This window comes from Acinetobacter sp. ACIN00229 (assembly GCF_016106645.1).
Taxonomy (GTDB): domain Bacteria; phylum Pseudomonadota; class Gammaproteobacteria; order Pseudomonadales; family Moraxellaceae; genus Acinetobacter; species Acinetobacter oleivorans.
This window is the reverse complement of record NZ_JADWOM010000017.1, coordinates 15,056-39,799: the sequence shown is the minus strand read 5'-3', so window position 1 is coordinate 39,799 and position 24,744 is coordinate 15,056. Positions and strand designations below refer to the sequence as shown.

General features: G+C 39.0%; 24 protein-coding genes. 9 read left to right on the top strand and 15 right to left on the bottom strand.

All coding sequences use genetic code 11. From position 1 onward, the window contains the following. Nucleotides 1-96 precede the first annotated feature (96 nt). Genes I7H67_RS15320 through I7H67_RS15300 form a run of 5 tightly spaced genes read right to left on the bottom strand, consistent with a single transcriptional unit; the run spans nt 97 to nt 4,670 of the window. Entirely contained in the window at nt 97-966 is an 870-nt protein-coding gene (locus I7H67_RS15320) for a metal-dependent hydrolase (protein WP_198308234.1), read from the bottom strand. A gap of 35 nt (nt 967-1,001) precedes the next feature. Next, the gene (locus I7H67_RS15315) at nt 1,002-2,228 is read right to left on the bottom strand and encodes an NADH:flavin oxidoreductase/NADH oxidase family protein (RefSeq protein ID WP_198308233.1); all 1,227 of its coding nucleotides are present in this window, start codon (nt 2,226-2,228) and stop codon (nt 1,002-1,004) included. A gap of 24 nt (nt 2,229-2,252) precedes the next feature. Beyond that, a complete protein-coding gene (locus tag I7H67_RS15310) occupies nt 2,253-3,110 on the bottom strand; it encodes a metal-dependent hydrolase (protein ID WP_198308232.1) in 858 nt (285 codons plus the stop codon). A gap of 13 nt (nt 3,111-3,123) precedes the next feature. Next, on the bottom strand, nt 3,124-3,870 hold the full coding sequence (locus tag I7H67_RS15305; RefSeq protein ID WP_198308231.1) for an acetoacetate decarboxylase family protein: 747 nt from the start codon (nt 3,868-3,870) through the stop codon (nt 3,124-3,126). After that, the gene (locus I7H67_RS15300; RefSeq protein WP_198308230.1) at nt 3,867-4,670 is read right to left on the bottom strand and encodes an SDR family NAD(P)-dependent oxidoreductase; all 804 of its coding nucleotides are present in this window, start codon (nt 4,668-4,670) and stop codon (nt 3,867-3,869) included. The genes I7H67_RS15305 and I7H67_RS15300 overlap by 4 nt, the downstream gene beginning before the upstream one ends. A 108-nt stretch (nt 4,671-4,778) precedes the next feature. On the opposite strand from I7H67_RS15300, the gene I7H67_RS15295 reads away from it, so the two are divergent. From I7H67_RS15295 to I7H67_RS15285, 3 genes are all read left to right on the top strand, one after another. Beyond that, the gene (locus tag I7H67_RS15295) at nt 4,779-5,825 is read left to right on the top strand and encodes an AraC family transcriptional regulator (RefSeq protein WP_198308229.1); all 1,047 of its coding nucleotides are present in this window, start codon (nt 4,779-4,781) and stop codon (nt 5,823-5,825) included. Nucleotides 5,826-5,905: 80 nt separating this feature from the next. Beyond that, on the top strand, nt 5,906-6,475 hold the full coding sequence (locus tag I7H67_RS15290; protein WP_198308228.1) for a TetR/AcrR family transcriptional regulator: 570 nt from the start codon (nt 5,906-5,908) through the stop codon (nt 6,473-6,475). Nucleotides 6,476-6,615: 140 nt separating this feature from the next. Continuing rightward, the gene (locus I7H67_RS15285; RefSeq protein ID WP_198308227.1) at nt 6,616-7,635 is read left to right on the top strand and encodes an MBL fold metallo-hydrolase; all 1,020 of its coding nucleotides are present in this window, start codon (nt 6,616-6,618) and stop codon (nt 7,633-7,635) included. A 57-nt stretch (nt 7,636-7,692) separates the two neighbouring features. Here the strand turns inward: I7H67_RS15285 and I7H67_RS15280 are convergent, their stop codons facing one another. Further along, nucleotides 7,693-8,061 (bottom strand): hypothetical protein, encoded by a 369-nt coding sequence (locus I7H67_RS15280; protein WP_198308272.1) that lies wholly within the window; start codon nt 8,059-8,061, stop codon nt 7,693-7,695. 392 nt (nt 8,062-8,453) lie between these two features. On the opposite strand from I7H67_RS15280, the gene I7H67_RS15275 reads away from it, so the two are divergent. After that, on the top strand, nt 8,454-9,002 hold the full coding sequence (locus tag I7H67_RS15275) for an RrF2 family transcriptional regulator (RefSeq protein WP_198308226.1): 549 nt from the start codon (nt 8,454-8,456) through the stop codon (nt 9,000-9,002). A gap of 158 nt (nt 9,003-9,160) precedes the next feature. Beyond that, a complete protein-coding gene (locus I7H67_RS15270; protein WP_198308225.1) occupies nt 9,161-10,366 on the top strand; it encodes an NAD(P)/FAD-dependent oxidoreductase in 1,206 nt (401 codons plus the stop codon). 97 nt (nt 10,367-10,463) lie between these two features. On the opposite strand, the gene I7H67_RS15265 is transcribed toward I7H67_RS15270, so the two are convergent. Then, nucleotides 10,464-11,156, bottom strand: a complete 693-nt coding sequence (locus I7H67_RS15265; RefSeq protein WP_151826815.1) for a type 1 glutamine amidotransferase domain-containing protein — start codon at nt 11,154-11,156, stop codon at nt 10,464-10,466. Between the two features lie 156 nt (nt 11,157-11,312). On the opposite strand from I7H67_RS15265, the gene I7H67_RS15260 reads away from it, so the two are divergent. Continuing rightward, nucleotides 11,313-11,729 carry a MerR family transcriptional regulator gene (locus I7H67_RS15260; RefSeq protein WP_151768034.1) on the top strand — a complete coding sequence of 139 codons (417 nt, stop codon included), beginning with the start codon at nt 11,313-11,315 and terminating at the stop codon, nt 11,727-11,729. Between the two features lie 91 nt (nt 11,730-11,820). Here the strand turns inward: I7H67_RS15260 and I7H67_RS15255 are convergent, their stop codons facing one another. The 4 genes from I7H67_RS15255 to I7H67_RS15240 all read right to left on the bottom strand — a co-directional run bounded on the left by I7H67_RS15255 (nt 11,821) and on the right by I7H67_RS15240 (nt 15,910). Then, on the bottom strand, nt 11,821-12,396 hold the full coding sequence (locus I7H67_RS15255) for a dihydrofolate reductase family protein (RefSeq protein ID WP_198308224.1): 576 nt from the start codon (nt 12,394-12,396) through the stop codon (nt 11,821-11,823). Between the two features lie 201 nt (nt 12,397-12,597). Beyond that, complete coding sequence (locus tag I7H67_RS15250) at nt 12,598-13,665, bottom strand: saccharopine dehydrogenase family protein (RefSeq protein ID WP_198308223.1); 1,068 nt, start codon at nt 13,663-13,665, stop codon at nt 12,598-12,600. A 15-nt stretch (nt 13,666-13,680) separates the two neighbouring features. Further along, entirely contained in the window at nt 13,681-14,919 is a 1,239-nt protein-coding gene (locus I7H67_RS15245) for an NADH:flavin oxidoreductase/NADH oxidase family protein (RefSeq protein WP_198308222.1), read from the bottom strand. A 160-nt stretch (nt 14,920-15,079) separates the two neighbouring features. Further along, nucleotides 15,080-15,910 carry an alpha/beta fold hydrolase gene (locus I7H67_RS15240; protein ID WP_191900911.1) on the bottom strand — a complete coding sequence of 277 codons (831 nt, stop codon included), beginning with the start codon at nt 15,908-15,910 and terminating at the stop codon, nt 15,080-15,082. Between the two features lie 328 nt (nt 15,911-16,238). On the opposite strand from I7H67_RS15240, the gene I7H67_RS15235 reads away from it, so the two are divergent. Next, nucleotides 16,239-17,135 carry an acetoacetate decarboxylase family protein gene (locus I7H67_RS15235; RefSeq protein ID WP_198308221.1) on the top strand — a complete coding sequence of 299 codons (897 nt, stop codon included), beginning with the start codon at nt 16,239-16,241 and terminating at the stop codon, nt 17,133-17,135. Nucleotides 17,136-17,451: 316 nt separating this feature from the next. Here the strand turns inward: I7H67_RS15235 and I7H67_RS15230 are convergent, their stop codons facing one another. After that, nucleotides 17,452-18,513, bottom strand: a complete 1,062-nt coding sequence (locus I7H67_RS15230; protein ID WP_198308220.1) for a sigma-54 interaction domain-containing protein — start codon at nt 18,511-18,513, stop codon at nt 17,452-17,454. A gap of 486 nt (nt 18,514-18,999) precedes the next feature. On the opposite strand from I7H67_RS15230, the gene I7H67_RS15225 reads away from it, so the two are divergent. Beyond that, complete coding sequence (locus tag I7H67_RS15225; protein WP_005305851.1) at nt 19,000-20,196, top strand: acyl-CoA dehydrogenase family protein; 1,197 nt, start codon at nt 19,000-19,002, stop codon at nt 20,194-20,196. 94 nt (nt 20,197-20,290) lie between these two features. Further along, on the top strand, nt 20,291-21,367 hold the full coding sequence (locus I7H67_RS15220) for a sigma-54 interaction domain-containing protein (protein ID WP_198308219.1): 1,077 nt from the start codon (nt 20,291-20,293) through the stop codon (nt 21,365-21,367). A 65-nt stretch (nt 21,368-21,432) separates the two neighbouring features. Here the strand turns inward: I7H67_RS15220 and I7H67_RS15215 are convergent, their stop codons facing one another. From I7H67_RS15215 to I7H67_RS15205, 3 genes are read right to left on the bottom strand one after another with little or no spacing between them, the layout of a single operon-like run. Then, nucleotides 21,433-22,212 (bottom strand): ABC transporter ATP-binding protein, encoded by a 780-nt coding sequence (locus I7H67_RS15215; protein ID WP_198308218.1) that lies wholly within the window; start codon nt 22,210-22,212, stop codon nt 21,433-21,435. Nucleotides 22,213-22,229: 17 nt separating this feature from the next. Continuing rightward, nucleotides 22,230-23,627 (bottom strand): ABC transporter substrate-binding protein, encoded by a 1,398-nt coding sequence (locus tag I7H67_RS15210; protein WP_198308217.1) that lies wholly within the window; start codon nt 23,625-23,627, stop codon nt 22,230-22,232. A gap of 43 nt (nt 23,628-23,670) precedes the next feature. Further along, nucleotides 23,671-24,741 carry a branched-chain amino acid ABC transporter permease gene (locus I7H67_RS15205; RefSeq protein WP_198308216.1) on the bottom strand — a complete coding sequence of 357 codons (1,071 nt, stop codon included), beginning with the start codon at nt 24,739-24,741 and terminating at the stop codon, nt 23,671-23,673. Nucleotides 24,742-24,744 lie beyond the last annotated feature (3 nt).

Sequence of the window (24,744 nt, the reverse complement as noted above, 5' to 3'; positions counted from 1 at the left end):
CTCATATGGCGGCTATAGACCATGAATAAGATGAATTAAAAGGTCTTATTCATTATTTCTGAGCCTAAAAGAAGCAATATTCGTATAAGCTTTTATTTAGTTAAGTTCTTTTATTGTAGATAAAAAAGTTAAGGCTTGCTCAGTTGACCCTTCATTTAAAGGGCTGTGGTTGGGATTAAAGTATCGCAAACAGGCACGTATTATATCGTCTACCTTAGGCACACGGTCTTGTCGAGCTGCTCGGAAATAATCTTTGAAACGAAAACGATGTGGTAATTGCGCATCTTGTTCTACTAGATTTTCGATAGCAACATAAGCCAAAACGATAAATAGAGGGAACGTGAAAACCGCTGCCCCCACTCGAAGTACATTACTATTGCTAAAATATCTAAACATTGCATCGGCTACTTCACGGTGCTCAACCTCTTCAGCCCCGTGCCATTGCAATAACCGTAACATTTCCACATCGACAGGTGCTTGTTGTAATCCCTCTGCATTGAGAACCCAATGCCCTAATACTCCAGTCAGATGCTCGGCAGCAGCCACCATTGCTAATCGAGTCGTTAGCCACATCGACTTTAAGCGTGGATGCTTCAATTCATAACCTAATGGTTTTGGACCAATCATGTCATTAAATATCCAATTCGTCATCTTGGTATAACGACTTAAATCAATACCCAAAGCTTCTATATGCCGTGTTCCGAGAGTGTGCCCATAACTATGAGCACCCTCTTGTTTAATAAAAGCTATAGCTGCCTCTTTCAGTTTTTCATCTTTAATATAAGGCAATGCTTCTCTAAACGTCTGACAAAACCAACGCTCTGGTGCAGGTGTAATTGGGTTAATTGAATTTAATATTTGTGAAACTATGGGATCATCATAAATCCAATGACATGGGGTTTCAGTAAAATTAAATACTGGACGCCGCGGAACAATCACATGGTTTTGTCTGATTAAACTATTCATGATAATAAATCCTTATATATCAAAAGCGCTTCCCATTAATCCTGAGTCAGAATGTTAAAGCCCATACGTGGACCAAAAGCAATCAATGTTCGCACTAAACCCTTAATCGCTTTCGGCTTTTGTCCACTACTAATACGGCGAAATTGCGAAGCATGCCAAGCGAGTTGCAAATAGGCATCTACTGGTTTGTATCCAATGGCTGGAATTTTTGCTGGTTTTAATACCGATTTTCCTGCTAACAGTTGTTTGGCTAAATCTGGCTGTACTGCAAAAGGCCGAGCCAATCCAACCAAATCGACCGTACCATTGGCAACAATATGGTTCATAAAATCTACATCGCGCAGTCCACCTGTTAACATGAGTGGTAATTTGCTTTGTTTGCGAAGTTCGGTGGCATAATCAATAAAATATGCATCACGCTGAGCAGAATGATCTGGCGCATAGCCTAACTGTGCAGGGGATTCATAATTCCCGCCTGAAATCTCTAATAGGTCGATCCCTTCTGCTTCTAAAGCTAATGCAATGTCTATCGACTCTTCCTGACTTAAGCCACCTTTTTGAAAATCGGCAGAGTTGAGTTTTACACTTAATATTTTGTCTTTGCCTATTGCAGCTCGCACAGCCTGAACTGTTTCAATGAGCATACGGCGTCGGTTTTCAGGACTACCGCCCCACTTATCTGCTCGAACATTGGCTAGAGGTGATAAAAATTGTGAGAGTAAATAGCCATGTGCTGCATGAACCTGTACTCCATCAAAACCAGCTTCAATAGCCAGCCTCGCAGTTTGAGCGAATCGATTGATCTGCTCATATATTTCTGCTTCGGTCATCGCACGAGGAATACGAATAATATTCATGGCAGGTAAATCAAGCCCAACTGCTGAAGGGCCTATTGGCTTTTTCAAAAGTGGTAAAACTGCAACACGGCCGGGATGGTTAATTTGCATAATAATTTTGCTGCCATTGGCCTTAGCAGCCTGAGCCCATAACTTATTTGCTTGCAGAAATTCTGCTGACTCTAAAACCACATTTCGTGGTTCAACAAAAGCACGGTGGTCAATCATCACATTGCCTGTGATTAATAACCCTGCTCCACCTCTGGCCCAAGCTGCATAGAGTTGCTGTAAGTCAGTGGTCGGTGAACCATGCCGATCAGCAAGTTGTTCACTCATGGCAGATTTGGCAATTCGGTTTGGAATGCTAATGCCACAGGCTAACGTTAAAGGACTTGCTAATGTGGGTTTTGAATTAGGTTTTGTCATTTTGTTTCTTCCTAAATTTAAAAATCATTCATTAAGATATAGGTCTTTTAATTTCATCATTTGTTCACGGTTATCGTGTTGCCAAGGATGAAAATCTTTAGAATAAAAATCTAAGTAACTGCGGCTAATTTTTCGGATCACACCTTGACTGCCAAGCAAATATTTCAAACCCACAAATAGGCTTTTAAAATCTCTATTTTTGCCAGAAGCCTTTAAAAGCTCTTTTGTTCCTCTGCTGGTAATTATGAGAAAAGAAAGCGTGGTTTCTAACATCACCAACCGTAAGAAATAAGGTCTATTCACTAAAGATTGATAGACATCAAACGCCACAGCTTTATGCTCTGTTTCTTCAATCGCATGCCAAGCCCAAATTTTTCGCAAATGAACATTAAACAACTCTAAGTCTTCGGGCGCGATACTAATAAAATAGTCCGCTAAAATTGCCGTTAAATGTTCCATACATACCGTGCAAGCCAACTGATGCTCTAAAGAAAATCGTTGCTGCAACATACGGTTCATCTTTTTAAAACGTTTATAAATACGTTCAACTGGATAACCTTTTTTAAGCATGACAGCATTAAGCGCATCGTGCTCTTTGCCGTGATGAGCTTCTTGACCAATAAAAGCTCGGACTTGTTTAAGCAAAATAGGATCGCTAATTTTGTCCTGATAATTACGCACACTATAAATAAACTGCCGTTCACCATCTGGAAACGCACTCGATAAAGCAGTAAATAACATGGTCAGCAAGGGATTATTTTTAAACCAAAACTCTGGTATTTCATCTGAAAAAGATAAGTCTAACTGGCGCACTGTAATGTCAATTGATGCGGAAATTTTAGAAAAATCTTGTGCTGGCTTTGACTCAAAAACTGCATTCATCTTTATTCTCCAGCTATAAAACGCGTGGATTAAACTGACGTAATAAAAATAACGGCGTACGTAACCGAGGTATTTGAATCGGTGGAATTAACCCTCCCGACAAATCAACGCGATGTAGTCTGGCCTCAATAACTTCGCCTAACCCCATATCATGTAAAGGATCGTTTGCTGTGCCTGTAAAACGTAAGTTCATTTCAACCTGACGCACTTCAACTGAGTGTTCTTTCGGGGTAAATCGAACTTCACGTGGTAAACCAATTCCTAATCCACCCGTAATATTCCGATGCGGTAATCCTAAAATTGGAGGTGCATCATGAATGACTTCACCCAGCTTGGCTTCCATTTCAATTAGTGTTGTACCTCGGCGTGAAGCTTTACTTAAAATGCGTTTGCCATCATTTTCCCAGCTAATTTCTCCCATCTTTTTAGGGTAGCCGAGCAATTCACGGCCAATAATCATGGCGCGGTCATCGTCCAAAATCATCCAAGGACAAAAGATTCCTGTTTTATTGCCAACTTTAATATGAACAAATAGACCCGCTTCATGGTAAGCGCCCGTATAGACATTTTCTGGGAAATACGCACAAAACAGATCGGCTCTGGCAGGTTTAACTAGTGTCATTCCAGATGGTAACCAGCGCGCCATTGCTTTTTCATCAATTTCAACAACAGCAGTCAAATATTGAGCATTGTGATAAAGCTTATTGCCAAGATTGGCTAAACCTACAGGCACACGTAAGTCATTAATCAACTGTTTCATTGGCTTAATCTCGAAAATACTTGTTTAAGAATGGGCAGCAAAATAATGCGTGGTGTATAACGCCCTCCAAAGGTTTGGGCCTGTGCCACGAAACCCGGAATCACAATTCGACAATTCCGATCCATTCCTTGAATGGCTTCTTTGGCGACGCGTTCTGCGGTTACCCAAACAAGACCGCCACCAACACCATCAATTTTTGTAATGCCTGCAACTTCGTTAAAACCAGTTTTGGTTGGTCCCGGAGCCAGCAATGTACAGCTAATCCCTGTCCCTTTAAGTTCGCTATGTAATGACTCGGCAAAAGAATTGGCAAATGCCTTGGTTGCTGCATAAGTTGCGTTTGCTGGGGTTGGCTGGTGACCAGAAGTAGAACCCACAATGAGTATTGCCCCAGCTTTTCTTTTAATCATTTGTGGCAACACGGCTAGAGTCAGGTCATGAATTGCCACCGAATTAACTTCAACTTCTTCACGCTCTCGGTCTGCATCTAAGTCTTGTAGGCAACCAAAAGTCGCAAATCCAGCGTTATTACAAAGAATGGCTACTTCAATATTTTCTAAATAATCACGAAATTTAGCTCGCGCCGCCCGATCACCCAAATCACATGGATATAAATCTATGGATATGTGATATTCGGCTTTTAATTTTTCTGCGAGTGTCTCTAGTTTGTCTACACGACGAGCCACTAAAACTAAAGAATAGCCCCGTACAGCAAACTGTTTTGCTAGCTGTTCACCAATGCCCGATGAAGCGCCAGTAATCACAACTCGAGAGGAAGCTTGTGGAATAGGTAAGCTCATAATTGATGCTCAAAATACAGTAAATTGATTATTCCGAACTTTTAACTTGAGCGTGAGATGCAGATCAGACATACTGATAATCATTTTCGGCCATAATAAAAAAACAATATGAAAGATCCTTATGGGCTTTCCAAAGCCAGCATTCCTATTTCTTATGCGCATTTGTTATTAGAAATCATGGTCGACAAAGGATTTTCTGCGCTTGAAATTTTGAAGAAAAGTAAAATTCCCTTAAACCTTTTAGATCAACTAGATGCGCGAATTACTCCTGTGCAGTGGTCTAAACTGGCATGGGAAAGCTTGTTATTGTCGAAAGATTCTGGCTTAGGATATGAATATGGGCTAAAACTGCGTTTAACTGCTCATGGCCCGATGGGATATGCCTTAATGAGTAGCCCAAACTTACATCAGGCTCTCGATGTTTCAACGCAATTCTTTAACATGCGATTAAAAGATTACCGCATTGCTCTGCTAGACGATCATGAATTTTCTATTATCGAAATTAAAGAAACTCATCCTGTTGTCAGCAATCAGCCCGCGCAAGTGGAAAAGCTTAGACGATTTTTTTATGAATGTTTGATGATTGGGGTGATTCAAGCTGGTCAATTTTTGATAGAGCATGACTTTACTGAAATTGAGTTATGGGTGGATTGGCCAGAACCTACCTATCACAAAGCCTATCAACACTTATTGCCACCTATTCGCTTTAATCAAGCGACTAATCAAATTCGATATACCCAAAAGCTTCTAGATTTACCCATTAAAATGGCAGATCCGATTGCTTTTAAACAAGCTCTGGCGCAGTGTGAAGCTGAACAAATCCGTTTTTCAGAGCAAATTAAAGATATATGCCTGACCGTAAAAGCCGAACTAAACTTAAAACCACAAGTGGGTTATCCCTCATTTGATGAAATTGCGACTCGCTTAAACATGTCTAGCCGAACATTGCGGCGCCATTTGAACCAAGTCGGTTCTTCATATCTCCAATTGCTTGAAGAAGCTCAACAAAAAGAAGCTGAACATTTGTTACTTCATAGTGATATGGATATACAAGAAATTGCGCTTTATCTGGGCTATATACAACCTACAAATTTCACACGAGCTTTTAAGAAATGGACAGGTCAAACACCCATTACATTTAGAACGAATCAATAATGTAGATCTAACAAAATATATCTTGCTGTCTTGCTATTTTTATGTATGATTGAGTAATCACTCAATTAATGTGTTTATATATGGCTCGTCCACGCAGTGAAGATAAACGTAATGCAATTTTAAGTGCTGCTATTGAAACATTAGCAGAGCTTGGCGAACGTGCGTCTACCTCAAAAATTGCAAAAGTCGCTGGTGTCGCGGAAGGTACTTTATTTACCTATTTTAGCAATAAAGAAGAACTGCTGAACCAGTTATATCTTTCACTAAAGGCTGAACTACGTCAGGTCATGATGCTTGGTTACCCTACTGATTCTGACCTGCAAACACAAATGTCACATATTTGGCAAAGCTATTTGGACTGGAGTTTAGAAGCTCCTCTTAAACGAAAAGTCATGGCACAGCTTTCAACCTCAGAACAGATTACTGAGCAAAGCAAACAAATTGGTATGCAAACCTTTTGTGACCTCACCCAAAATATTCAAAAACGCATTAACGATGGCAAATTAAGAGATTATCCACCGTTATTTATTGCTTCAATTTTAGGTGCGCTTGCAGAAGTTACACTTAATTTTATTGCTCAAGACCCTTCTCAAACCGAGCTTTATCGTAAATCTGGTTTTGAAGCGTTTTGGCATGCAGTTTCAATTTAGATAAAAGTTAAGGATGCGCGGCGTCCTTATTTTTAAACGAATTAATGAGTGAGCAAGTACTCATTTAAATAAATCAAAATAAGCACTTAGCCCAAGTTCTTATTTGCACATATAGGTTTGTTCCAATAAGGAAAAACAAGATGACTATTTCAAACACAACAGACTTGCCTTCTCCCTTAATGCCATCTCAACAGCACAATGGCAAATTTAGAAATACGCGTCCAAATCAACACAAGCCTTCTTTTGGCAAAACACTTCAGCTCATGTGGAAGTTTTTATTTAACAAACCAAAAGACACCGTTCCAAACAAAAAAATTCCTATTTTAAGTTTGTCGAAAGAGCAGTTATTAAGTGCACCCGATCACTCTCTATTTCGTTTGGGCCACTCAACCATCTTGTTAAAACTGCAAAATGAATTTTGGTTAACCGACCCAGTGTTTTCAGAGCGTGCTTCGCCTTTTCAATGGCTTGGACCAAAACGTTTCCACCAGCCACCAATTAGCATTGCGGACTTACCACCTATTAAAGGCGTGATTTTGTCGCATAACCACTACGACCACCTCGACTACCATGCAGTGATGCAACTTAACGATAAAGTTGAGCATTTCTTAACACCGCTTGGTGTGGGTGACACACTCATTAAATGGGGAATTCCAGCAGAAAAAGTTCAACAACTTGATTGGTGGGATACTACCCATGTAGATGGACTAAAATTGGTGGCTACCCCTGCTCATCATTTTTCAGGCCGTGGTATGGGCGATAGCAATGCGACGCTTTGGGCCTCGTGGGTAATTATTGATAATGACTTACGTGTATTTTTTAGCGGTGACACAGGCTATTTTGATGGATTTAAAGAGATTGGACATCGTTATGGCCCATTTGATCTGACCATGTTAGAAACTGGTGCTTACGACCCTGAATGGCCTGATGTCCACATGCAGCCAGAGCAAACGTTACAAGCACATATCGATTTAAAAGGTCATTATTTGTTGCCTGTACATAACGGTACTTTTGACTTGGCCCTTCATGCTTGGGACGACCCGTTTGAACGTATTGTCGGTTTAGCTCATGAAAATAATTTAGCCATTAGCACACCGCAAATGGGTGAACTCTTGAATCTTAATGAACCAAATGTCGAAAATTATTGGTGGCGTTCGTAAGTTTGAAGAAATTATTTGGAGAGTAAAAGAATGCTTTTGCTCTCCAATCTTAATATTTTAACTTTTCTTATGTGCCTTCCAAGGAAACTTAATTGTGCATAAAACAAAAACCAGAAATAAAAATTGAGAAATATACATATAATTCAGCAAGTCTCGGCCCACTTTTAATGTAATCCAAGTGTTGTGAATGACATCACTAAATATAATGAGAAAAGTTAGAATTAAGCCGATACGGGGTCTATAAAATAGAAGAATTGCTGCAAGTGGATCAATAAAGGTTAAAGATGTCCAATAAATACAGGTAAATAGTGGTGCATTGTTATAGTCCCATAATAAACCGTGCATTAGAACTGTTTGTAAATGATTGAACCCTGCACCGATAAGACAAAGTGCATAAATACATCTAATAATAAATTCAGTTTTCAAAACAACTCTCTTATTCATTCATCGTGCTATGTAAAAAATATTTTTATTCAGATAAAGCTATTCAATATTTTAATTGAAACAATCTACACAAATATAATTTAAAAGACTCTATAAATAAAAGATAAATGTCTACCCCCTTTCCTCTATCTTACTTATAAGTTGTGAACTACCTCATTAAACATCTATTAGAAATTTTTACACTCAAGAGAACTAAATAAATTATTAAAAATTCATTATTTGATAAAATTTAGATTATTCAATTAGATATATTCATAACCAGCACTTTGACAGCGTTTATTTAAAACTAGGACTAACTCTGTCTTAGTTTTACTATTGACTCAAAACACAGACTATATTAGTCTGTGTTTGTAATTGATCAATTATGAAATTAAATGGCTTATATCACTAGTAGCGTCGAGTATGCGATTCACTGTCTTCTTTTTCTTGTGAACAATGAAGATAAACCTTTGAGTAGTAAGGATCTGGCTGAATTACAAGGAGTCTCTCCGAGTTTTATGGCCAAGATTTTTCCTAAACTTGAGAAGGCAGGTCTCGTTATTGCTCAAGAAGGTGTTCGTGGTGGGTATTTACTGGCTCGATCTGCTCATGAAATCAGTTTTTTAGATATTGTGAATGCAATCGAAGGTGAAAAACCACTTTTTGAGTGCCAAGAAGTTCGTGGTAAATGCGCAGTCTTTAATCATGCTCCACCAGATTGGGCAACCAGTGGTGTATGTGCAGTGCATGTCGTCATGCTACAGGCCGAAAAAGCCATGCGAGATGCGCTAGGTGCTCATACACTTGGCGATATTGCAGACCGTTTTGGCCGTTATGCACCCGACGTATTTTTTAGTGATGTAAATGGCTGGATCAATGAACGCATCGAAGGAAGAACAGCAAAAATGCGGAAAAATAAAATCTCACGGGATACTCCCGACTAATGAGCTTAAAGGGTCTCAAACCCTAGAGTAATAACACCCCCTAATCGTTTTAAACGCCTTCTCAGATTTTTCGGACAATCAGGGAAAGGATTCGCTCACCCTAAATTTTGTGATGAGTTGGAATGTGTTGTCCGAAAATATATCAAAAGGATAATCAAATGAGTAAGCGTATTATTATTGCTGGTTCTGGCTTTGCTGGTTTATGGGCTGCACTTGCTGCACAAAGAGCAATTTACTTAGCGTCGCAAGAACAAAATATTGAAGTAGTGATGGTTTCCCCTAGCCCAAATGTTGATATTCGTCCTCGTCTTTATGAAGCTGTGCTTGAAAACATGAACCCTGATATTTCAGAGTTATTAAGTGTAGTTGGGGTTAAATTTCTGGCAGGCTGGGTAAATAAAATTGATGTCGACCAACAGGCAATTGAAGTTTCCACCACCGATGGCAGCAAACAAATCTTAAGCTATGACCGTTTTATTCTGGCAACCGGAAGTACTACGTTTATGCCCCCAATACCGGGCCTTACCGAATATGGCTTTAGCGTAAGCACACTAGAAGATGCCGAAAAACTAGATCAACATCTTAAAAACTTAGCCAATAAAGCTGCAAATGCAGCGCGTAATACAGTGGTCGTTGCAGGTGGTGGGCTTACTGGGCTAGAAACCGTTACTGAAATGCCTGAACGTCTGCGTAGCATTTTAGGTGAAACTGATGTCCATGTAGTTTTAGTTGATTCCTCAACAGAAATTGGCGCGGCGATGGGTGACCAAGCTGCTGCCGTTATTCGAGAAGCTCTTAGCGAGCTTGGTGTGGAAGGTAAAGCTGGACTACGCGTTACTGCACTTGATGCATCAGGGGTAACGCTTTCTAATGGCGAAAAAATCGAAACACAAACCGTGATCTGGACTGCGGGCATGCGAGCCAACTCACTAACCTCTCAAGTTACTGGTGAAAAAGATAATTTAGGACGTATTTTAGGGGATGCTTATTTACATGCACCTGAAGCAAAAAATGTTTTTGTGACTGGCGACACTGTAAAAGTTCCAACCGATGATTTAGGTAACTTTAACGTGATGTCTTGCCAACATGCCATGAGTCTAGGCCGTGTAGCGGGTTACAACGCTGCGGCAGAACTAGTTGATTTACCACTTCATCCATACAGTCAACCGAAGTATGTGACGTGTGTTGACTTAGGTCCTTGGGGCGCACTCTATAGCGAAGGTTGGGATCGTCAGGTTCAATTTGTGCGTGATGAAGCTAAAAAAATTAAACAAGAAATTAATACCATCTGGATTTATCCACCAGCCGCAGACCGCGAAGCAGTTTTTGCAATAGCTAACCCTGATTTTGTGATTGTTCCTTAAAGTTAGCCTTGCTAGATCACACCACTTTATTTAAACAGTCGAAAAGCAAAACCGTCACTGGTTTTGCTTTTCTAGTTTATATTTGAATCATTAACAATTATGACTTTTCTAGCTCTTCTACTATTGCTAAAGCCGTCTTTCTAGCTGAAAAAGGGTTTTGACCTGTAATTAACTTGCCGTCTTGAACGACATATGGAGCAAAAGGAATAAAAGCTTTTTCATAATGAGCGCCGTATTCTTTCGCTAACTCTTCGGCATTGTACGGCACTTTTTTTGCTACCCCTGCCAAAACCTCTTCACTCCAAGCAAAGCCTGTTAACTTCTTATCTTTTATCAGTCGCTCACCATTTGAAAGTCGTACATTAAGTAACCCACAGTAGCCATGACAAACACTTGAAACAATGCCGCCTTTTTCATAAATGTTTTTGGTAATTTCTTGGAGCTCTGGGTTATCTAAAAAATCCCACATCACCCCGTGACCACCTGTGTAGTAAATCACGTCATAGTCTTGCCAATTGATATCGGAAGGCTTAAAGGTATTTGCTAACAGCGTAATAAAAGCTTGATCTTTTTCTCGGTCTTTAACAGATTTATCAGCAACTAACGGTGCAAGCGATTTTGGTTCAATCGGGGTTTTGCCACCATTTGGACTGACAATGTCTTGCACATAACCTTGCTTTTCAAATTCATCATAGGCATGAGTGAGCTCGCCTAACCACAGCCCTGTTTGTTGATCTACATCCTTATAGCGTGAAACATTGGTCACGACGTGTAATATGCGTTTAGACATTTTCTCACCTCACTTTTCATATTTATAATTCTATTCTTTCGTCTATCAAAGCATAGAAAGTTGTTACTGAAAGTGTGTGCTTGGTAAAGTTATGAACCTTGCTTTTATGTTACTATAAGTCTAAAGTTAGCTTGAATGTCAAGAGAGTATGTGGCTATGAATATTAGCGAGTTATCGAAACTAAGTGGTTTAAGCACCCCTACAATTCGTTACTACGAGCAAATCAAACTCTTACCTAAAGCAAAAAGAAAATCGAATGGCTATCGTGAATATACCGATAATGATTTGAAGCAACTTTCTCTCATTCAGCAAGCCCAGCAAGTTGGGTTTTCTTTAGCTGAAATTAAAGGTTTTTTGCCCTCGAAAGTTGTCGCTTGGGATCATGATGCACTTATTCAAACGATTGAAACCAAAATTCAGGAAATAGAACTTTTAGAACAAAAACTCAAGGTGAGTAAGCAAAACTTACGCACTATGATTCACGCCATTAATGATAAACCCGATGAAATAACGTGTGAGCAAAATGCAGAACGGCTTATGACCCTCTATTTCGACAAAGTAAATACACCTTAGTTTTAAACTTTAAATAGAACTTTTGTTGAAAAAAACCAATTACAGGCGAACGCTGTAATTGGTTTTTTTCATATAAATATTATAGAAAAAATTAGCTTATCTTTTGATAGTGAAGACCGAGAGCTCCAGAAGCAAACGTTTTATTTTCAATAAGTTTAAGATTGGTCTTTTGCTGAATGCCTTGAAACAGTGGCAAGCCCTTACCAATCAGCACGGGCGAAACTGTAATTTTATATTCATCAATTAAATCAAGTTGCATCAAATAGTGCGCGAATCGAGGACTCCCCAGAATCACCATATCCTTGCCTGATTGCTGTTTCAGCTTATTAATTTCTTCTTCGACATGGTCTTTTACAAGACGGGAATTATTCCATTCAACCGTATCTAATGTGGTTGAAAAAACGATTTTTTCAGTCTTTTCAATCCACTCAGCATGATTGCGTTCATGCTCTGAAGCTTCTGGATTTGAAAGCATGGTTGGCCAGTAATTATACATCATTTGGTAAGTCGCACGTCCCCAAATCACCGTATCGGCAGTGCTCAAAACTTCTTTTGCATGATTTGCTAAATCGGCATCGTAAGCAATCCAGCCTATGTCCATTGCCCCATTTGGACCTTCGACAAAACTGTCAAGCGATGCATGTAGAAATAGTATGAGTTTTCTCATTATTCTCATTCCTTTGTTATGAAAAATATTTATCGCTTTTTAGTATATTCAATTTGAATTATTTCTTATGGAGTGTTTTGTTTTCTGTTTTTCTTTTTATCTATAGAAAGCTATATTTACTTGAAATATTTAAAAATAACCCGAACAAGAATAACTCCTTATTCGGGACTATTTATAAACATGCTGTTTTGATAAAAGCTTTTAATTAATGACCAGCGGACCAGAACCCGGCAGCTCAGTCACTAGCTTATAACCCATCAGTTTTGCTGGCGTATATGTACCGCCTTTCACGGTATTTTTGAGTAAATAATTCACCACAGTCAGTGAGCCATTTACGGTAAGGCTATACGCATTTTCTGTTTGGATACGGGCAGTTTTGATTTCCCCACGTGAATTTCTGGCTTCACCCCAAACATAGGTAGGTACTTTCGCGCGGAGTTCCTCATTTGGTCCCACAACTGTTTTTTCAATACGCGACTTAATAAACTTCTGCACGGCATTGATTTTTAATATTGGACGTACATAGTTCATCATTTTCGCACCAAAAATCATTTTGGGAAATGCGGGTACAAATACTTCAATGTTTGGAATACCTGTTGTATAGAATGCAGTAGATACGTCTCCCCATGGAACACTCATGGCACTTTTTTTACCGTCACCAAAATCAATGGTCCGCACATAATGTGCTAATGGAACGGTGGTAATTTTTCCGTTTTTACGAATTTTTCCGCCTTCGGCCATGCCTTCTGTACTTGTTTTAGCAGTACCCGGTGAAAACCCTGTTCTAGAGTCAAAACCAAGTGCTAAATGAGTTGCATCTGGTAAGGCTTCTTTGAGCGCAGCAGCGACACAGTCTGTTGGAATGACATCAAAGCCAACACCCGGACAAAGCACAATATCGGCTTTTTCAGCTTGGCTGTTAAGTGACTGTGCCAATTCAAATACAGAGATTTCACCCGTAATATCTAAATAGTGAGCGCCTGCTTTAATACACGCTTCCATCATGGGTTTTGATGTCGCTGAAAATGGCCCTGCACAATGCATGACCAGTTTAAAACCTTGGACTTGCTCACTGACCGCATCTACGTTATCAAGGCCAAAAGCTTTATAGTCAAGCCCCAACTCTTGAGCTAATGTTTCAACCTTAGCTTTGTTACGACCAGCCAAAGTTGGTTTTAGACCTTGGCGTAAAGCTTCGCGAGCGATTAACTCGCCCGTGTAGCCATTTGCTCCATAAATTATCCAGTTTGAATCATTCGGATTTGTCATAACACAACTCACTTATTAAGAAGCAAATGTATAGTCACGCATGCCTTTTTTGTATTGGCGGGTACGGCATGACATCGCTGATTGTTGCAAAATTAAAGCCCAAGCTGGTGAAACATTTGGTTTTGTTTTTTTACCAGCGCTTAAATTACGTAACTGGAATTTCACCACTGCCATATTAGCAAGAGAAGCGAATGTTTTATTTTCCCACGTAATTGGCTTGAGTTCAGGTGAAACATTTTTGCCGTGTTTCCAAGCATTTGGCAAGTTAGGTTCAATCGCTAAAGCTGTGGCAATACCGACCATATCTACACCACTTTCAACTACTTGCTCTGCCACTTGTTTACGGCGTATGCCACCTGTCACCATAACAGGCATTTTGGCAACTTTACGAATTTCTTGTGCAAATTCTAAAAAGTAAGCTTCACGAGCAAGTGTTCGGCCATCACGCGCTTGACCTTGCATTGCTGGCGCTTCATAGCTACCGCCTGAAAGTTCAACCAAATCAACTGCATGTTCATTTAGCATTTTAACCACTTGTTGAGCATCTTCAGCGCTAAACCCACCGCGTTGGAAATCGGCTGAATTTAGTTTTACTGCAACAGTAAACTGAGGTGAAACCACTTTACGAACCGCTTCCACAATCTCAATTAAAATGCGAGCGCGGTTTTCTAAAGAACCACCCCACTGATCTTGGCGTTTATTGCTGAGTGGAGAAAGAAATTGGCTTAGTAAATAACCATGCGCTGCATGAATTTCTACACCAGTAAATCCTGCTTTTTCACCTAAACGCGCCGTGTTTGCAAAACGCTGAATCACTTCTGCAATCATAGATTCAGTCATTTCAATTGGTGTATTAAAGCGATTTGACATTTTGCCAAGATCAAGTGAAATAGCCGATGGCGCCCAAGTCTGCTGACCGAGGTTCGCTTGCATTTGACGCCCTGGATGGTTAATTTGAAGCCAAATCTGAGCGCCTTTTGAACGACCAATTTGTGCCCATTTTTTAAAAGTATCCAGATGCTTTTCATCTTCAAGCACTACGCCGCCCGGTCCAGTCATCGCTCGGCGGTCTACCATCACATTTCCAGTAATGATTAGACCAACACCACCATTTGCCCAAGCTTGATATAAACGCATTAATTCTTCTGATGGTGCATGGTTTAAATCGGCCATGTTTTCTTCCATTGCCGCTTTAGCAATACGGTTAGGAATATATGAACCATTTGGGAATACTAGCTTTTCGAACACTTTCATTGGAATGACCTCATTCAGTATGGCTTTACTTTAAGATTAAAGCTAACTTTAATGTCAATACCTTTTCGCGCTTCTATATTTAATTAATTGAATTTATTATTTTTATATAAAAAAAGAGGCACTCGACATGCCTCTTTTTTTTAAATTTTGAAACTTTTAATTATTCGCGAATAAATGCCAATAAGTCAGCGTTAATCACTTCATGATTTACAGTTAACATGCCGTGAGAAAAACCCGGGTAGATTTTGAGTTGGCTATTTGGGAGTAACTCAGCAGATTTTACGCCAGAAGTTTTATAAGGTACGATCTGGTCGTCATCGCCATGCAACACCAAAACAGGAATGGTGATTTTCTTTAAATCTTCGGTGAAGTCAGTTTGTGAGAACGCCACAATACCATCGTAATGTGCTTTTGCACTGCCCGTCATACCCTGACGCCACCAATTAGCAATGATACCTTCAGATGGCTTCGCATCTGGTCGGTTAAAACCATAGAACGGGCCAGATGGAAGGTCTCGGAAAAATTGCGCACGGTTGGTGAGAACTTGATTTTGCAGGTCATCAAAAACTTCTTTTGGTAAACCTTCAGGATTATTTTCAGTTTTAACCATAAGTGGTGGTACTGCACTGACAAGAACAGCTTTTGCAACGTTTTCTTGACCATGACGAGCAATATAGTGAGCAACTTCACCGCCACCTGTAGAGTGGCCAATATGAATTGCATTTTTAATATTCAGATGTTTAACCACTTCTGCCACATCATCTGCGTAGTGGTCCATATCGTGACCATCCCACACCTGACTTGAACGTCCATGTCCCCGTCTATCATGAGCCACTACACGAAAACCTTCTTTAAGGAAAAAAAGCAACTGTGTGTCCCAATCATCTGAACTTAAAGGCCAACCATGATGAAAAAATAAAACTTGGGCATCACGTGGCCCCCAATCTTTATAGAAAATTTCTACGCCATCTTTTGTGGTTACATATCCCATCTTTGTTCTCCTGGTGAAAAACCGCTTGTTGATTCGTTATAAAGATTTGAATATTTATACTAAGCTTAAAGTTAACTTTAAGGTCAACTATATTAATCATCTTTTAAAAATAAAATTTATATGAAGACGCTCATCAAGTTTGTATCTTTTTAATCTTTAATTGTTTTTATTTTATTTCTTTTAAATGTCAAAGATTTGACATATCAAAATTAAAGCCTTGACTTTAAAGTTAGCTTTAAACTTATAGTGACCACATTGGCTATTAATTAATACGTCTTGTTAAAGACAACGGTAGCTACTCGGTCAATTAATGTAAAGGTGAACTTTCATGAATACAAAACAACAGTTTACTGAAGTTGAATTCGGGCAACAAAAAGTCAAAGTACCGAAAGGTGGTTATTATGACCGTTTTAGAATGAATCCTGACCTAGACAAAGTGGCTCAAGATCCAGCTGCCGGCAATATCGACTTTTTCCGCCATATTCCTAAAAAAATTGTGGAATCACGAGTAGGTCCTGTTTGGGCACCCAACTTTTATTATCGTAGTGCAAATGTACAACTACTCATGCTTGCGCCTATTAAGCAAATTAAAGCAAAACTTCCTGCTGAGTTAACACCATTACAACCATTTCCAGGTTATGGGTTGGTCGCCGTTACCTTCTTTACCTATTCAGTTTGTGACAATGACCCTTATAACGAAGTATCGATTGCGATTATCGTACGTCAACCTAATGCTCGTGGGCCACATATCGTAGAGTTAATGAAATCGATGCGTCAACGTCATTTTTATGCCCATGTTTTAGCTTTGCCAGTTGATACTGAAATTGCCAGAGTGCGTGGTGTATATGGTTACCAACTACCAAAATGGTTAACTAAAATTGACATCGACATTAACCCAAAAGAAGTGCAAGCCAATATTTTTGATGTTAATGGAAAATTAGATTTAAGTTTGAAAACTGCTGTTTCTACTTTAAAACGTGTTGACTCTGAAACGCATATTAATAAAGCAACCATGCTACATGTAGTGGATGGGAAATGGCATCAAACCGAAGTTCAGTCCAACATTCTTTCTTTTGCGCAAAAGCTTTTTCCAAAGAATGTTCAACTCGAGAAAAATGAGGGGCCTTTAACTACATTGCTAAATGAATTAGGCGTTTCAAAAAATTTACGCTTAGATGTTATTGAGGATGCTCAGGTGGTACTTAATTTGCCAGTTAAAATTTAGTAATGCTTTATTCAATGAGATTAGAGTAGTTAAACTAGATATATAAACATATTTCATGATTGTATTTTCTACATCTAAAGGCCTACTAACTAAATAGTAGGCTAGTTTTCAATACATTATTACCAAATTTTATTTCAGTGGCGATACTGAAGTTGGTGATAGTGAGTTCTTTAAGATATTGAGGATTAGGTTGTTATTTATTATCAATTTCTGGCACTAATGCCCCCTTATCTATTTTATTAAATCTTTCTTGAGTAAGAAAATAAAACCCAAAATCACATGGTAATTTTGGGTTAATACAAAAAATAAGCACGATCTATATGCGAATATTTGGAGACAATAAACCATGTTTAATCAATCTTGCACGAATAATATTTCGGCTTATTCCTAGTAATTTTGCAGTATGCAATTGATTGTGATGACAATATTCATAGGCAGCTCCTGTAATTTCTGCCTCTAATTGCTCATTTAAATCTTCTATTCCTTGTTCAAACCAACTAAACAGCAATTGTTTTAAAGTTTGATTTGAGTTGCGATAAATCGAAAAATCATATTCAGAAGTGAGTAATTTATGCTTGAAACCGGAAAGTTGGAAATCATAACTTTGAATCACCCCATTTTTACAAATGAGCAATGCGTGATGAATTGCATTTTCTAATTCACGAATATTTCCCGGCCAATGATAATCAACGAGCAATTGTTGAGCTTCTTCACTTAACATAGACGGTTTCTTATTCAGACTCTGCGAATAGTCATAAATGAAGTGCTGTGCTAGAGGTAAAATATCACCAGTTCGTAGGCGAAGCGGTAAAACATGGAGCGATGCAACTTTTAATCGAAAATATAAATCTTCTCTGAAATTACCTGCATATACGGCTTCTTCTAATCGAATATTCGTTGCAGCAATTACTCTGACATCAATTTTTTTGGTCTGTCGAGAACCAACCCGAACCACTTCATTTTCTTGTAAAATTCTTAGCAGCTTCACTTGAATGCTTGGTGATAAATCACCAATTTCATCTAAAAAAATGGTTCCGCCATGCGCTGCTTCAAACCACCCGATCTGATGGCTTATAGCTCCTGTAAAAGCTCCTTTTTCATGACCGAACAACTCTGTTTCAGCCAACGTATCAGATAAAGCACCACAGTTTACAGCAATAAAGGGTTTATTCTTCCGATTAGATAAAGCATGAATCTTTCGAGCAACCAGTTCTTTGCCTGTTCCTGTTTCACCAACAATTAAAACGGACGCTTCGCTTGGTGCGATTTGTTCAACATAAGACATTAAACACTTTGAATTTTGATCTTCAAATACATATGCACTAGCTTTAACCGTACGTACGAGTTGGCGAGATTCGGGATGTTTGACGATATCCATAATAATCTCCAAAATTTAAAGTGGATGAAATCAATCTGAACGAGTACTTTTTCTTAAATCAAAAAAATAGCTAAACAACGTACCTTAATCTAAGTTTTCTAGATAACTAATACCAATAATATTAAGTGCAAATAATATTAAATTTAATTATTTGCTCATTTAGAGTACTCGATGTGAAATAGGCAACATTCCAAAAGCATAGTGTTGTTTATGCAACAGTACATCAACACTTTGAATTTAAAGCCAACCTGCCACATGAGAAAAAAGATACAGTCTGTTGAAATTTAATAAATATTTTATTGGCATAGTGTTTGCTGGCTGCATGCTATGAGACTTTAGTTTGGTTGATCTCTTATGATTTATCTAGCTATAACAACTTATAAATCAATTGAAGCACCAACCAATTATTTATTCGTCCTTCACGCCACATCGTGAAAGTAAGTCTTAAATTATGTCAAAAATAGATAAATAAAGGATAAGGCAAGTATGAACGTTTTTAATCAGAACCACAGTATTCGTAGTCTTTCTGATGTTATTCCTGTTGCACAGTCTCTGGCTCAGCAGTTTGCGCAAACTGCTATAGAACGAGATAAAGTTGGCGGTACTCCTAAATATGAACGTGATTTAATTCGTCAAAGTGGTCTTCTTTCTTTATCTATTCCAGAGCAATTTGGTGGCTTGTCCGGTCAGTGGCAAGACATCTTTAATGTTGTCAAAATCTTTGCTCAGGCTGATAGCTCACTCGCCCATGTTTTTGGTTTTCATCATTTGCTATTAGCAACGGTTCGCTTATTTGGTAATTCACAGCAATGGCAGCGTTGGTACCAACTCACGGCTGAAAAATCGTGGTTTTGGGGAAATGCATTAAACCCGCTCGACAAACGTACCGTCGTAAAAAAACAAGATGACTGGTACGAATTTTCTGGAAAAAAAAGTTTTTGCTCGGGTGCGCTTGACTCAGAAATGCTTATTGCATCAGGAGTAGATGAAAAAACTGGAAATCTTTTAATTGCAGCGGTACCAACCTCACGCTCAGGAATTACGTTGTACCATGACTGGGATAATATTGGACAACGTCAAACAGACAGTGGTAGTTCCATTTTCGAACGGGTTCGTGTTGAAATAAAAGATATGTTGCTTGACCCAGGGCCACTAAGTACACCATTTTCAACGTTAAGACCTTTAATTGCACAATTGGTTTTTGTGAATATGTTCTTGGGCGTTTCCGAAGGTGCAATGCTTGAAGCCAAACGTTATACAAAAACTGAATCACGTGCATGGTTTTTATCTGGTGTGGAACATGCAGACCAAGACCCTTACATCTTGCGACACTATGGGGAGTTCTGGTTAGAGCTAGAAGCCTTACGCCTGTTAAACAAAAATGCGATTACCAAATTACAAGAAGCATGGGACATTGCCGAAAACCTGACAGAACAACAACGTGGAGAGGTTGCTATTGCAGTAGCAACAGCAAAAGTAGCAGCAACACGAACAAGTCTAGATATTACCAATCGTATTTTTGAGGTGACAGGAGCCAGAGCAACTCAGGCATCATTACGATTTGACCGATTCTGGCGCAATGTACGAACACAAACTTTACATGATCCCGTGGAATATAAGCTGCAAGATTTAGGAATTTGGGCTCTAAATGATCTTTATCCCAAAGCATCATTCTATTCATAACATCATCGACAACTGGATACTTAGGAATATAACCGATATGCATCGAACTCCCACCGACAGAAACGATTTGATATAAATGAGAGACCTATATTAGATGCGGCATAATATTGTTACGCTACCTGAAATTACCCAGCGCAGTGACTCACATAAAGCCACGGCACAGGTATTTAACGACCCAGAATCCAAAAAATTGCTTGAATATATCAAGCAGATTGCACCCAGCGAAGCGAGTGTATTAATTCATGGGGAAACAGGTACAGGTAAAGAGCTCATTGCCAGGCAAATTCATAACCACAGTAAACGGCGTAATAAACCTTTTATTGCCGTAAACTGTGGTGCTTTTTCTGAGACACTTGTCGAAAGCGAACTCTTCGGCCATGAAAAAGGTGCATTTACAGGGGCATTATCGAGCAATGCCGGATGGTTCGAGGCTGCAAATGGTGGGACATTATTACTTGATGAAATTGGGGATTTATCTAAACGGATTCAGGTTAAACTTTTAAGACTATTACAAGAACGTGAAGTAGTTCGTTTGGGCTCTCGTAAAAGTATTCCTGTAAATGTACGAGTACTCGCAGCAACAAATGTAAACTTAGAACAAGCCATTCTTAGCGATCAGTTTCGCGAAGACTTATATTACCGTCTTAATGTGGTTACCTTAAACATTAAACCTTTACGTGAACGAAAAGGAGATATTCTACCTCTCGCCTATCACTTTATTGATAAATATCATGCTCAACTTGGTTATGACAAAGCCGATTTTTCCAACGCTGCAAAAGAAAAAATCAGCAATTACTGGTGGCCTGGTAATATTCGTGAATTAGAAAACATGATCCATCATGCGCTATTAATTTGCCAAAATAGCATTATTGAAAGTCATGATCTCACATTAATTCAACCACCCACTCAACTAAACTCAAATAAGCTTCAAGAAAAAAAAACCAGTGAACCCGTCATAAATCCTAAATTAAAAGAAGTTTTTCATCAGCTATTTCAGCAAAATGATGGACAAATTTACGCACAATTTGAAGAGCAATTATTGCGAATCGCCTATCATTATTGCCATCAAAATCAAGTTAAAACTGCACAAATGCTAGGTTTAAGTCGTAATGTCATTCGTTCTCGACTGATTGATTTAGGTGAGTTGGTTGTAAATAAACGTGGCGAATAAATTATTTTTATCTATCAATATCAAGCCAGTCATCAATCATTTGATTGATGACTGGCTATTAAAAGCTAAGCAATCTCTCCTAAATATGCTTTTTGAATTTGTCCAGTTTCATAAAGAACTTGAGTCTGTCCAGAAGCTTTGACTTCGCCACTTTCGATGACATACGCATAATTAGTGTAGCCAAGTGCCAAACGAATATTTTGTTCAGCAACTAAAAAACTCACACCTTGCTCTTCAGAAAGCGACTTAATTAATTCAAAAATTTCATAACTAATCTTAGGAGCTAACCCCATTGAAGGTTCATCTAATAAAACCAACTTTGGCTCTGTCATCAATGCCCGACCAATGGCGAGCATTTGCTGCTCACCACCAGAAAGATAACCAGCCAATGTCTGCTTCTTTTCAGCAAGCCTTGGAAAATATTGATAAACTTTTTCTAATGCAGTTGAAAGTTTGGCGCCCGAATGATGCGAAATAAAACCGCCTGTTCTTAAATTTTCATCAACAGTCAAATGTGTAAAACAATGACGTCCTTCGAGGACTTGCACCAAACCTTTTTTGACAATATCACTTGGATTTTTCCCAAGTATGGATTCACCCTGATATTCAATTTTGCCACGGTGAATTTGCCCATTTTCAGCAAAAATCAACTGTGATATTGCTTTCAGAGTTGTACTCTTACCAGCTCCGTTGGCACCAAGCAATGCAACAATAGAACCAGAAGGAACAGTTAAACTCACCCGTTTAACTGCCAAAATACTCTGGTCATATACGACTTCAATATCATCGACATTTAACAATGGTTCACTGCTTTCAGGTTTGGTACTGTTTAATGATTTAGACATGCGGTCATCTCCTGATCTTATTCTTCAGTTGCGCAATCTCGAACTTTTATGCCTTGCTCTTTGGCATATTTTTCTGAAGATTGTTCAATAATCGGACGTAATAAGCTGCGATCTGCTTGTACCCAATCACTAATTACTTTCCACTCTTTACCGTCCCATTGTTGGAAACGTACCGCACCACCGCCTTCATGATCTTGGCACGATAGTTTTAAAGGCTGTACCAAACCATATGCACCAAGTTCTTTTAGACGTGCTTCAGTTAAGTTGATATGTTCAAAGCCCCAACGGACCTCTTCACCAGTAAGCGGACGTTTACCAAATTTATTTTGTGCCACATGTACTGCTTCTACATTCAAAATACCGTTTACCACACCTAGGTTATAGTAAACCGTACCAAAACGATTTTTATCGGCAAGATCTGACTGGCCTTTATCAACAACAAGTTGTTTAATCTCTTGTAATACAGGGAAATTCGTTCCTGATGGATGAGTCGTAATTGAAATAAAACCATTTGCTGCAGCACCTGCTGGTGCAGCATCTTCTTCTGAGTTTGACCAGATATTTCCAATAATTTTATTGGTTGGGTAACCCACTTTCTGTGCAGTTTTTAATGCAACAGGATTCATTACACCCCAACCACGAAGGATGACCCAATCCGGTTGAATCCGTCTAATATTTAACCATTGAGATTGTTGTTCATTACCGGGATGCGGTACTTCAATGTTGGTTACTTCAAAGCCATACTTTTTTGATAAAATCTCAATGACTGGAATAGTTTCTTTGCCGTAAGGAGAACCGTGATATAGAACCACGATTTTTTTACCTTTTAATTTTTCCAAGCCACCGCTTTGCTGACCTAAATAATTAATAATTGCAGATACTTCACTATATGGATTGAGCTGCAATGGAAACACGTATGGGAAAACACGGCCATCCGTAGAATCTGTACGCCCATGATTAATAGTAATCAACGGTAATTTATCTTTTGTTGAACGCTCCAAAGTTGCATAAGCGATACCGACAGATAAAGGGTTGGTTGCTGCAGCAGGCGCTCCATTTAAACCATTCTTCAAACGCTCATAGCATTCTACCCCTTTTTCTACTACGTACTCGGTTTCACACTCAGACCACACCAGCTTCACGCCATTCACACCGCCTTTGGCATTGACGGCTTTCATGTAGTCAATAAAGCCCCCAAAAAAGCCCGTTCCCCCAGCAGCGTAAGGGCCAACCCGATAACTCTGTAACGGGAAATACTGGGCATTTTTATCCGACAATTGTGTTTGCTGCTCAGTTGCGGCTTGTTGTTTTTGCTCAGGTGGATTTTGTTTGTCTTTTTTCGTGACAAACACAATAGCGACTAAAGCGATGGCAATAACCACCAGCCAAAACCACAAGGATTTAAATAACTTCATAAATTAATCTCTAAATAAACAGAAAAAAGTGTTGTTAAAACAATTAGTAACGTAATGGCCATTTTCTTAATCTGTGATACAAATTACGTAGTAAACGGCTTAATCCTTCTGGTTCCTTGATCAAGAAGTAAATGATCAAAGCCCCGAAAATAATTTTTTGTAGATTCTGTAGTAGTGCTTGATCGATAGCCTGTCCAAAAACAGCTTGCCCCAAAACACTCAATAAAATAGGCAACAGCACAATAAATGCGGCGCCCAAAAAGCTACCGGTTAGGCTGCCTAAACCACCAATAATGATGATGAATAGAATTTGAAATGATCGATTAAGATCTAGCCCATCTGCTTCAATGGTTCCAAGATAAGCAAAAGCCCAAAGTGCCCCCGCAATACCGAGATAAAATGAACTGATCGCAAACGCCAGTAATTTAGTCTGGCTCACTGGAATGCCGATGGTGATTGCCGCAGTTTCCATATCTCGTACAGCACGAAAATTACGACCATATTGACTATTGATCAGGTTGCGAGCCAAAGCAGTGAGAACCACAACAATACTTAAGGTCAATAAATAGTGCCCGACTGGGCTATTTATGGAATGACCCAATATTTCCATACGAGGAGCAGTAATCACTCCCGAAGCATTATTGTTAGTAAACCAACCATACTGTGTGAATAACCACGGTATAAAAAACTGTGCAGCCAAGGTAGAAACAATTAAATAAAAGCCTTTAATTCGAAGACTTGGCAGACCAACCACAATCCCGGTTAAAGCAGCAATTACACCGCCCAAAAAAATGCTGACCAGTAATGGCAACTGAGGAATTCGCAGCTCTAAGTTATAAGTTGCAAATGCGCCCACTGCCATAAAAGCTGCAGCACCTAATGAAAGTTGTCCGGTATAACCTGTCAGAATATTGAGTCCCAATCCGGCAAGTGCCAAAACTAGAAAAGGGACTAAAATGGCATTAAATAAGTAATCTGGCCCAACAAATGGAACGAAAAGAAAGGCAATCAATAGTGCAAAAATAAATAAAATACGATGCTCTTTTAGACGGAAAATGCGTTTCTCATCTTTATATTGCTGTACATATTGTCTTGCTTGGCTAAATAAAAACATGGC

Bases quoted from the DNA above. Each gene is read 5' to 3' on its own strand.
- I7H67_RS15315 (WP_198308233.1), bottom strand. From the start codon at position 2,228: ATGACAAAACCTAATTCAAAACCCACATTAGCAAGTCCTTTAACGTTA.
- I7H67_RS15290 (WP_198308228.1), top strand. From the start codon at position 5,906: ATGGCTCGTCCACGCAGTGAAGATAAACGTAATGCAATTTTAAGTGCT.
- I7H67_RS15275 (WP_198308226.1), top strand. From the start codon at position 8,454: ATGGCTTATATCACTAGTAGCGTCGAGTATGCGATTCACTGTCTTCTT.
- I7H67_RS15230 (WP_198308220.1), bottom strand. From the start codon at position 18,513: ATGGATATCGTCAAACATCCCGAATCTCGCCAACTCGTACGTACGGTT.
- I7H67_RS15270 (WP_198308225.1), top strand. From the start codon at position 9,161: ATGAGTAAGCGTATTATTATTGCTGGTTCTGGCTTTGCTGGTTTATGG.
- I7H67_RS15215 (WP_198308218.1), bottom strand. From the start codon at position 22,212: ATGTCTAAATCATTAAACAGTACCAAACCTGAAAGCAGTGAACCATTG.
- I7H67_RS15205 (WP_198308216.1), bottom strand. From the start codon at position 24,741: ATGTTTTTATTTAGCCAAGCAAGACAATATGTACAGCAATATAAAGAT.
- I7H67_RS15310 (WP_198308232.1), bottom strand. From the start codon at position 3,110: ATGAATGCAGTTTTTGAGTCAAAGCCAGCACAAGATTTTTCTAAAATT.
- I7H67_RS15220 (WP_198308219.1), top strand. From the start codon at position 20,291: ATGCGGCATAATATTGTTACGCTACCTGAAATTACCCAGCGCAGTGAC.
- I7H67_RS15255 (WP_198308224.1), bottom strand. From the start codon at position 12,396: ATGAGAAAACTCATACTATTTCTACATGCATCGCTTGACAGTTTTGTC.
- I7H67_RS15265 (WP_151826815.1), bottom strand. From the start codon at position 11,156: ATGTCTAAACGCATATTACACGTCGTGACCAATGTTTCACGCTATAAG.
- I7H67_RS15240 (WP_191900911.1), bottom strand. From the start codon at position 15,910: ATGGGATATGTAACCACAAAAGATGGCGTAGAAATTTTCTATAAAGAT.
- I7H67_RS15245 (WP_198308222.1), bottom strand. From the start codon at position 14,919: ATGAAAGTGTTCGAAAAGCTAGTATTCCCAAATGGTTCATATATTCCT.
- I7H67_RS15285 (WP_198308227.1), top strand. From the start codon at position 6,616: ATGACTATTTCAAACACAACAGACTTGCCTTCTCCCTTAATGCCATCT.
- I7H67_RS15295 (WP_198308229.1), top strand. From the start codon at position 4,779: ATGAAAGATCCTTATGGGCTTTCCAAAGCCAGCATTCCTATTTCTTAT.
- I7H67_RS15210 (WP_198308217.1), bottom strand. From the start codon at position 23,627: ATGAAGTTATTTAAATCCTTGTGGTTTTGGCTGGTGGTTATTGCCATC.
- I7H67_RS15305 (WP_198308231.1), bottom strand. From the start codon at position 3,870: ATGAAACAGTTGATTAATGACTTACGTGTGCCTGTAGGTTTAGCCAAT.
- I7H67_RS15235 (WP_198308221.1), top strand. From the start codon at position 16,239: ATGAATACAAAACAACAGTTTACTGAAGTTGAATTCGGGCAACAAAAA.
- I7H67_RS15260 (WP_151768034.1), top strand. From the start codon at position 11,313: ATGAATATTAGCGAGTTATCGAAACTAAGTGGTTTAAGCACCCCTACA.
- I7H67_RS15320 (WP_198308234.1), bottom strand. From the start codon at position 966: ATGAATAGTTTAATCAGACAAAACCATGTGATTGTTCCGCGGCGTCCA.
- I7H67_RS15300 (WP_198308230.1), bottom strand. From the start codon at position 4,670: ATGAGCTTACCTATTCCACAAGCTTCCTCTCGAGTTGTGATTACTGGC.
- I7H67_RS15250 (WP_198308223.1), bottom strand. From the start codon at position 13,665: ATGACAAATCCGAATGATTCAAACTGGATAATTTATGGAGCAAATGGC.
- I7H67_RS15225 (WP_005305851.1), top strand. From the start codon at position 19,000: ATGAACGTTTTTAATCAGAACCACAGTATTCGTAGTCTTTCTGATGTT.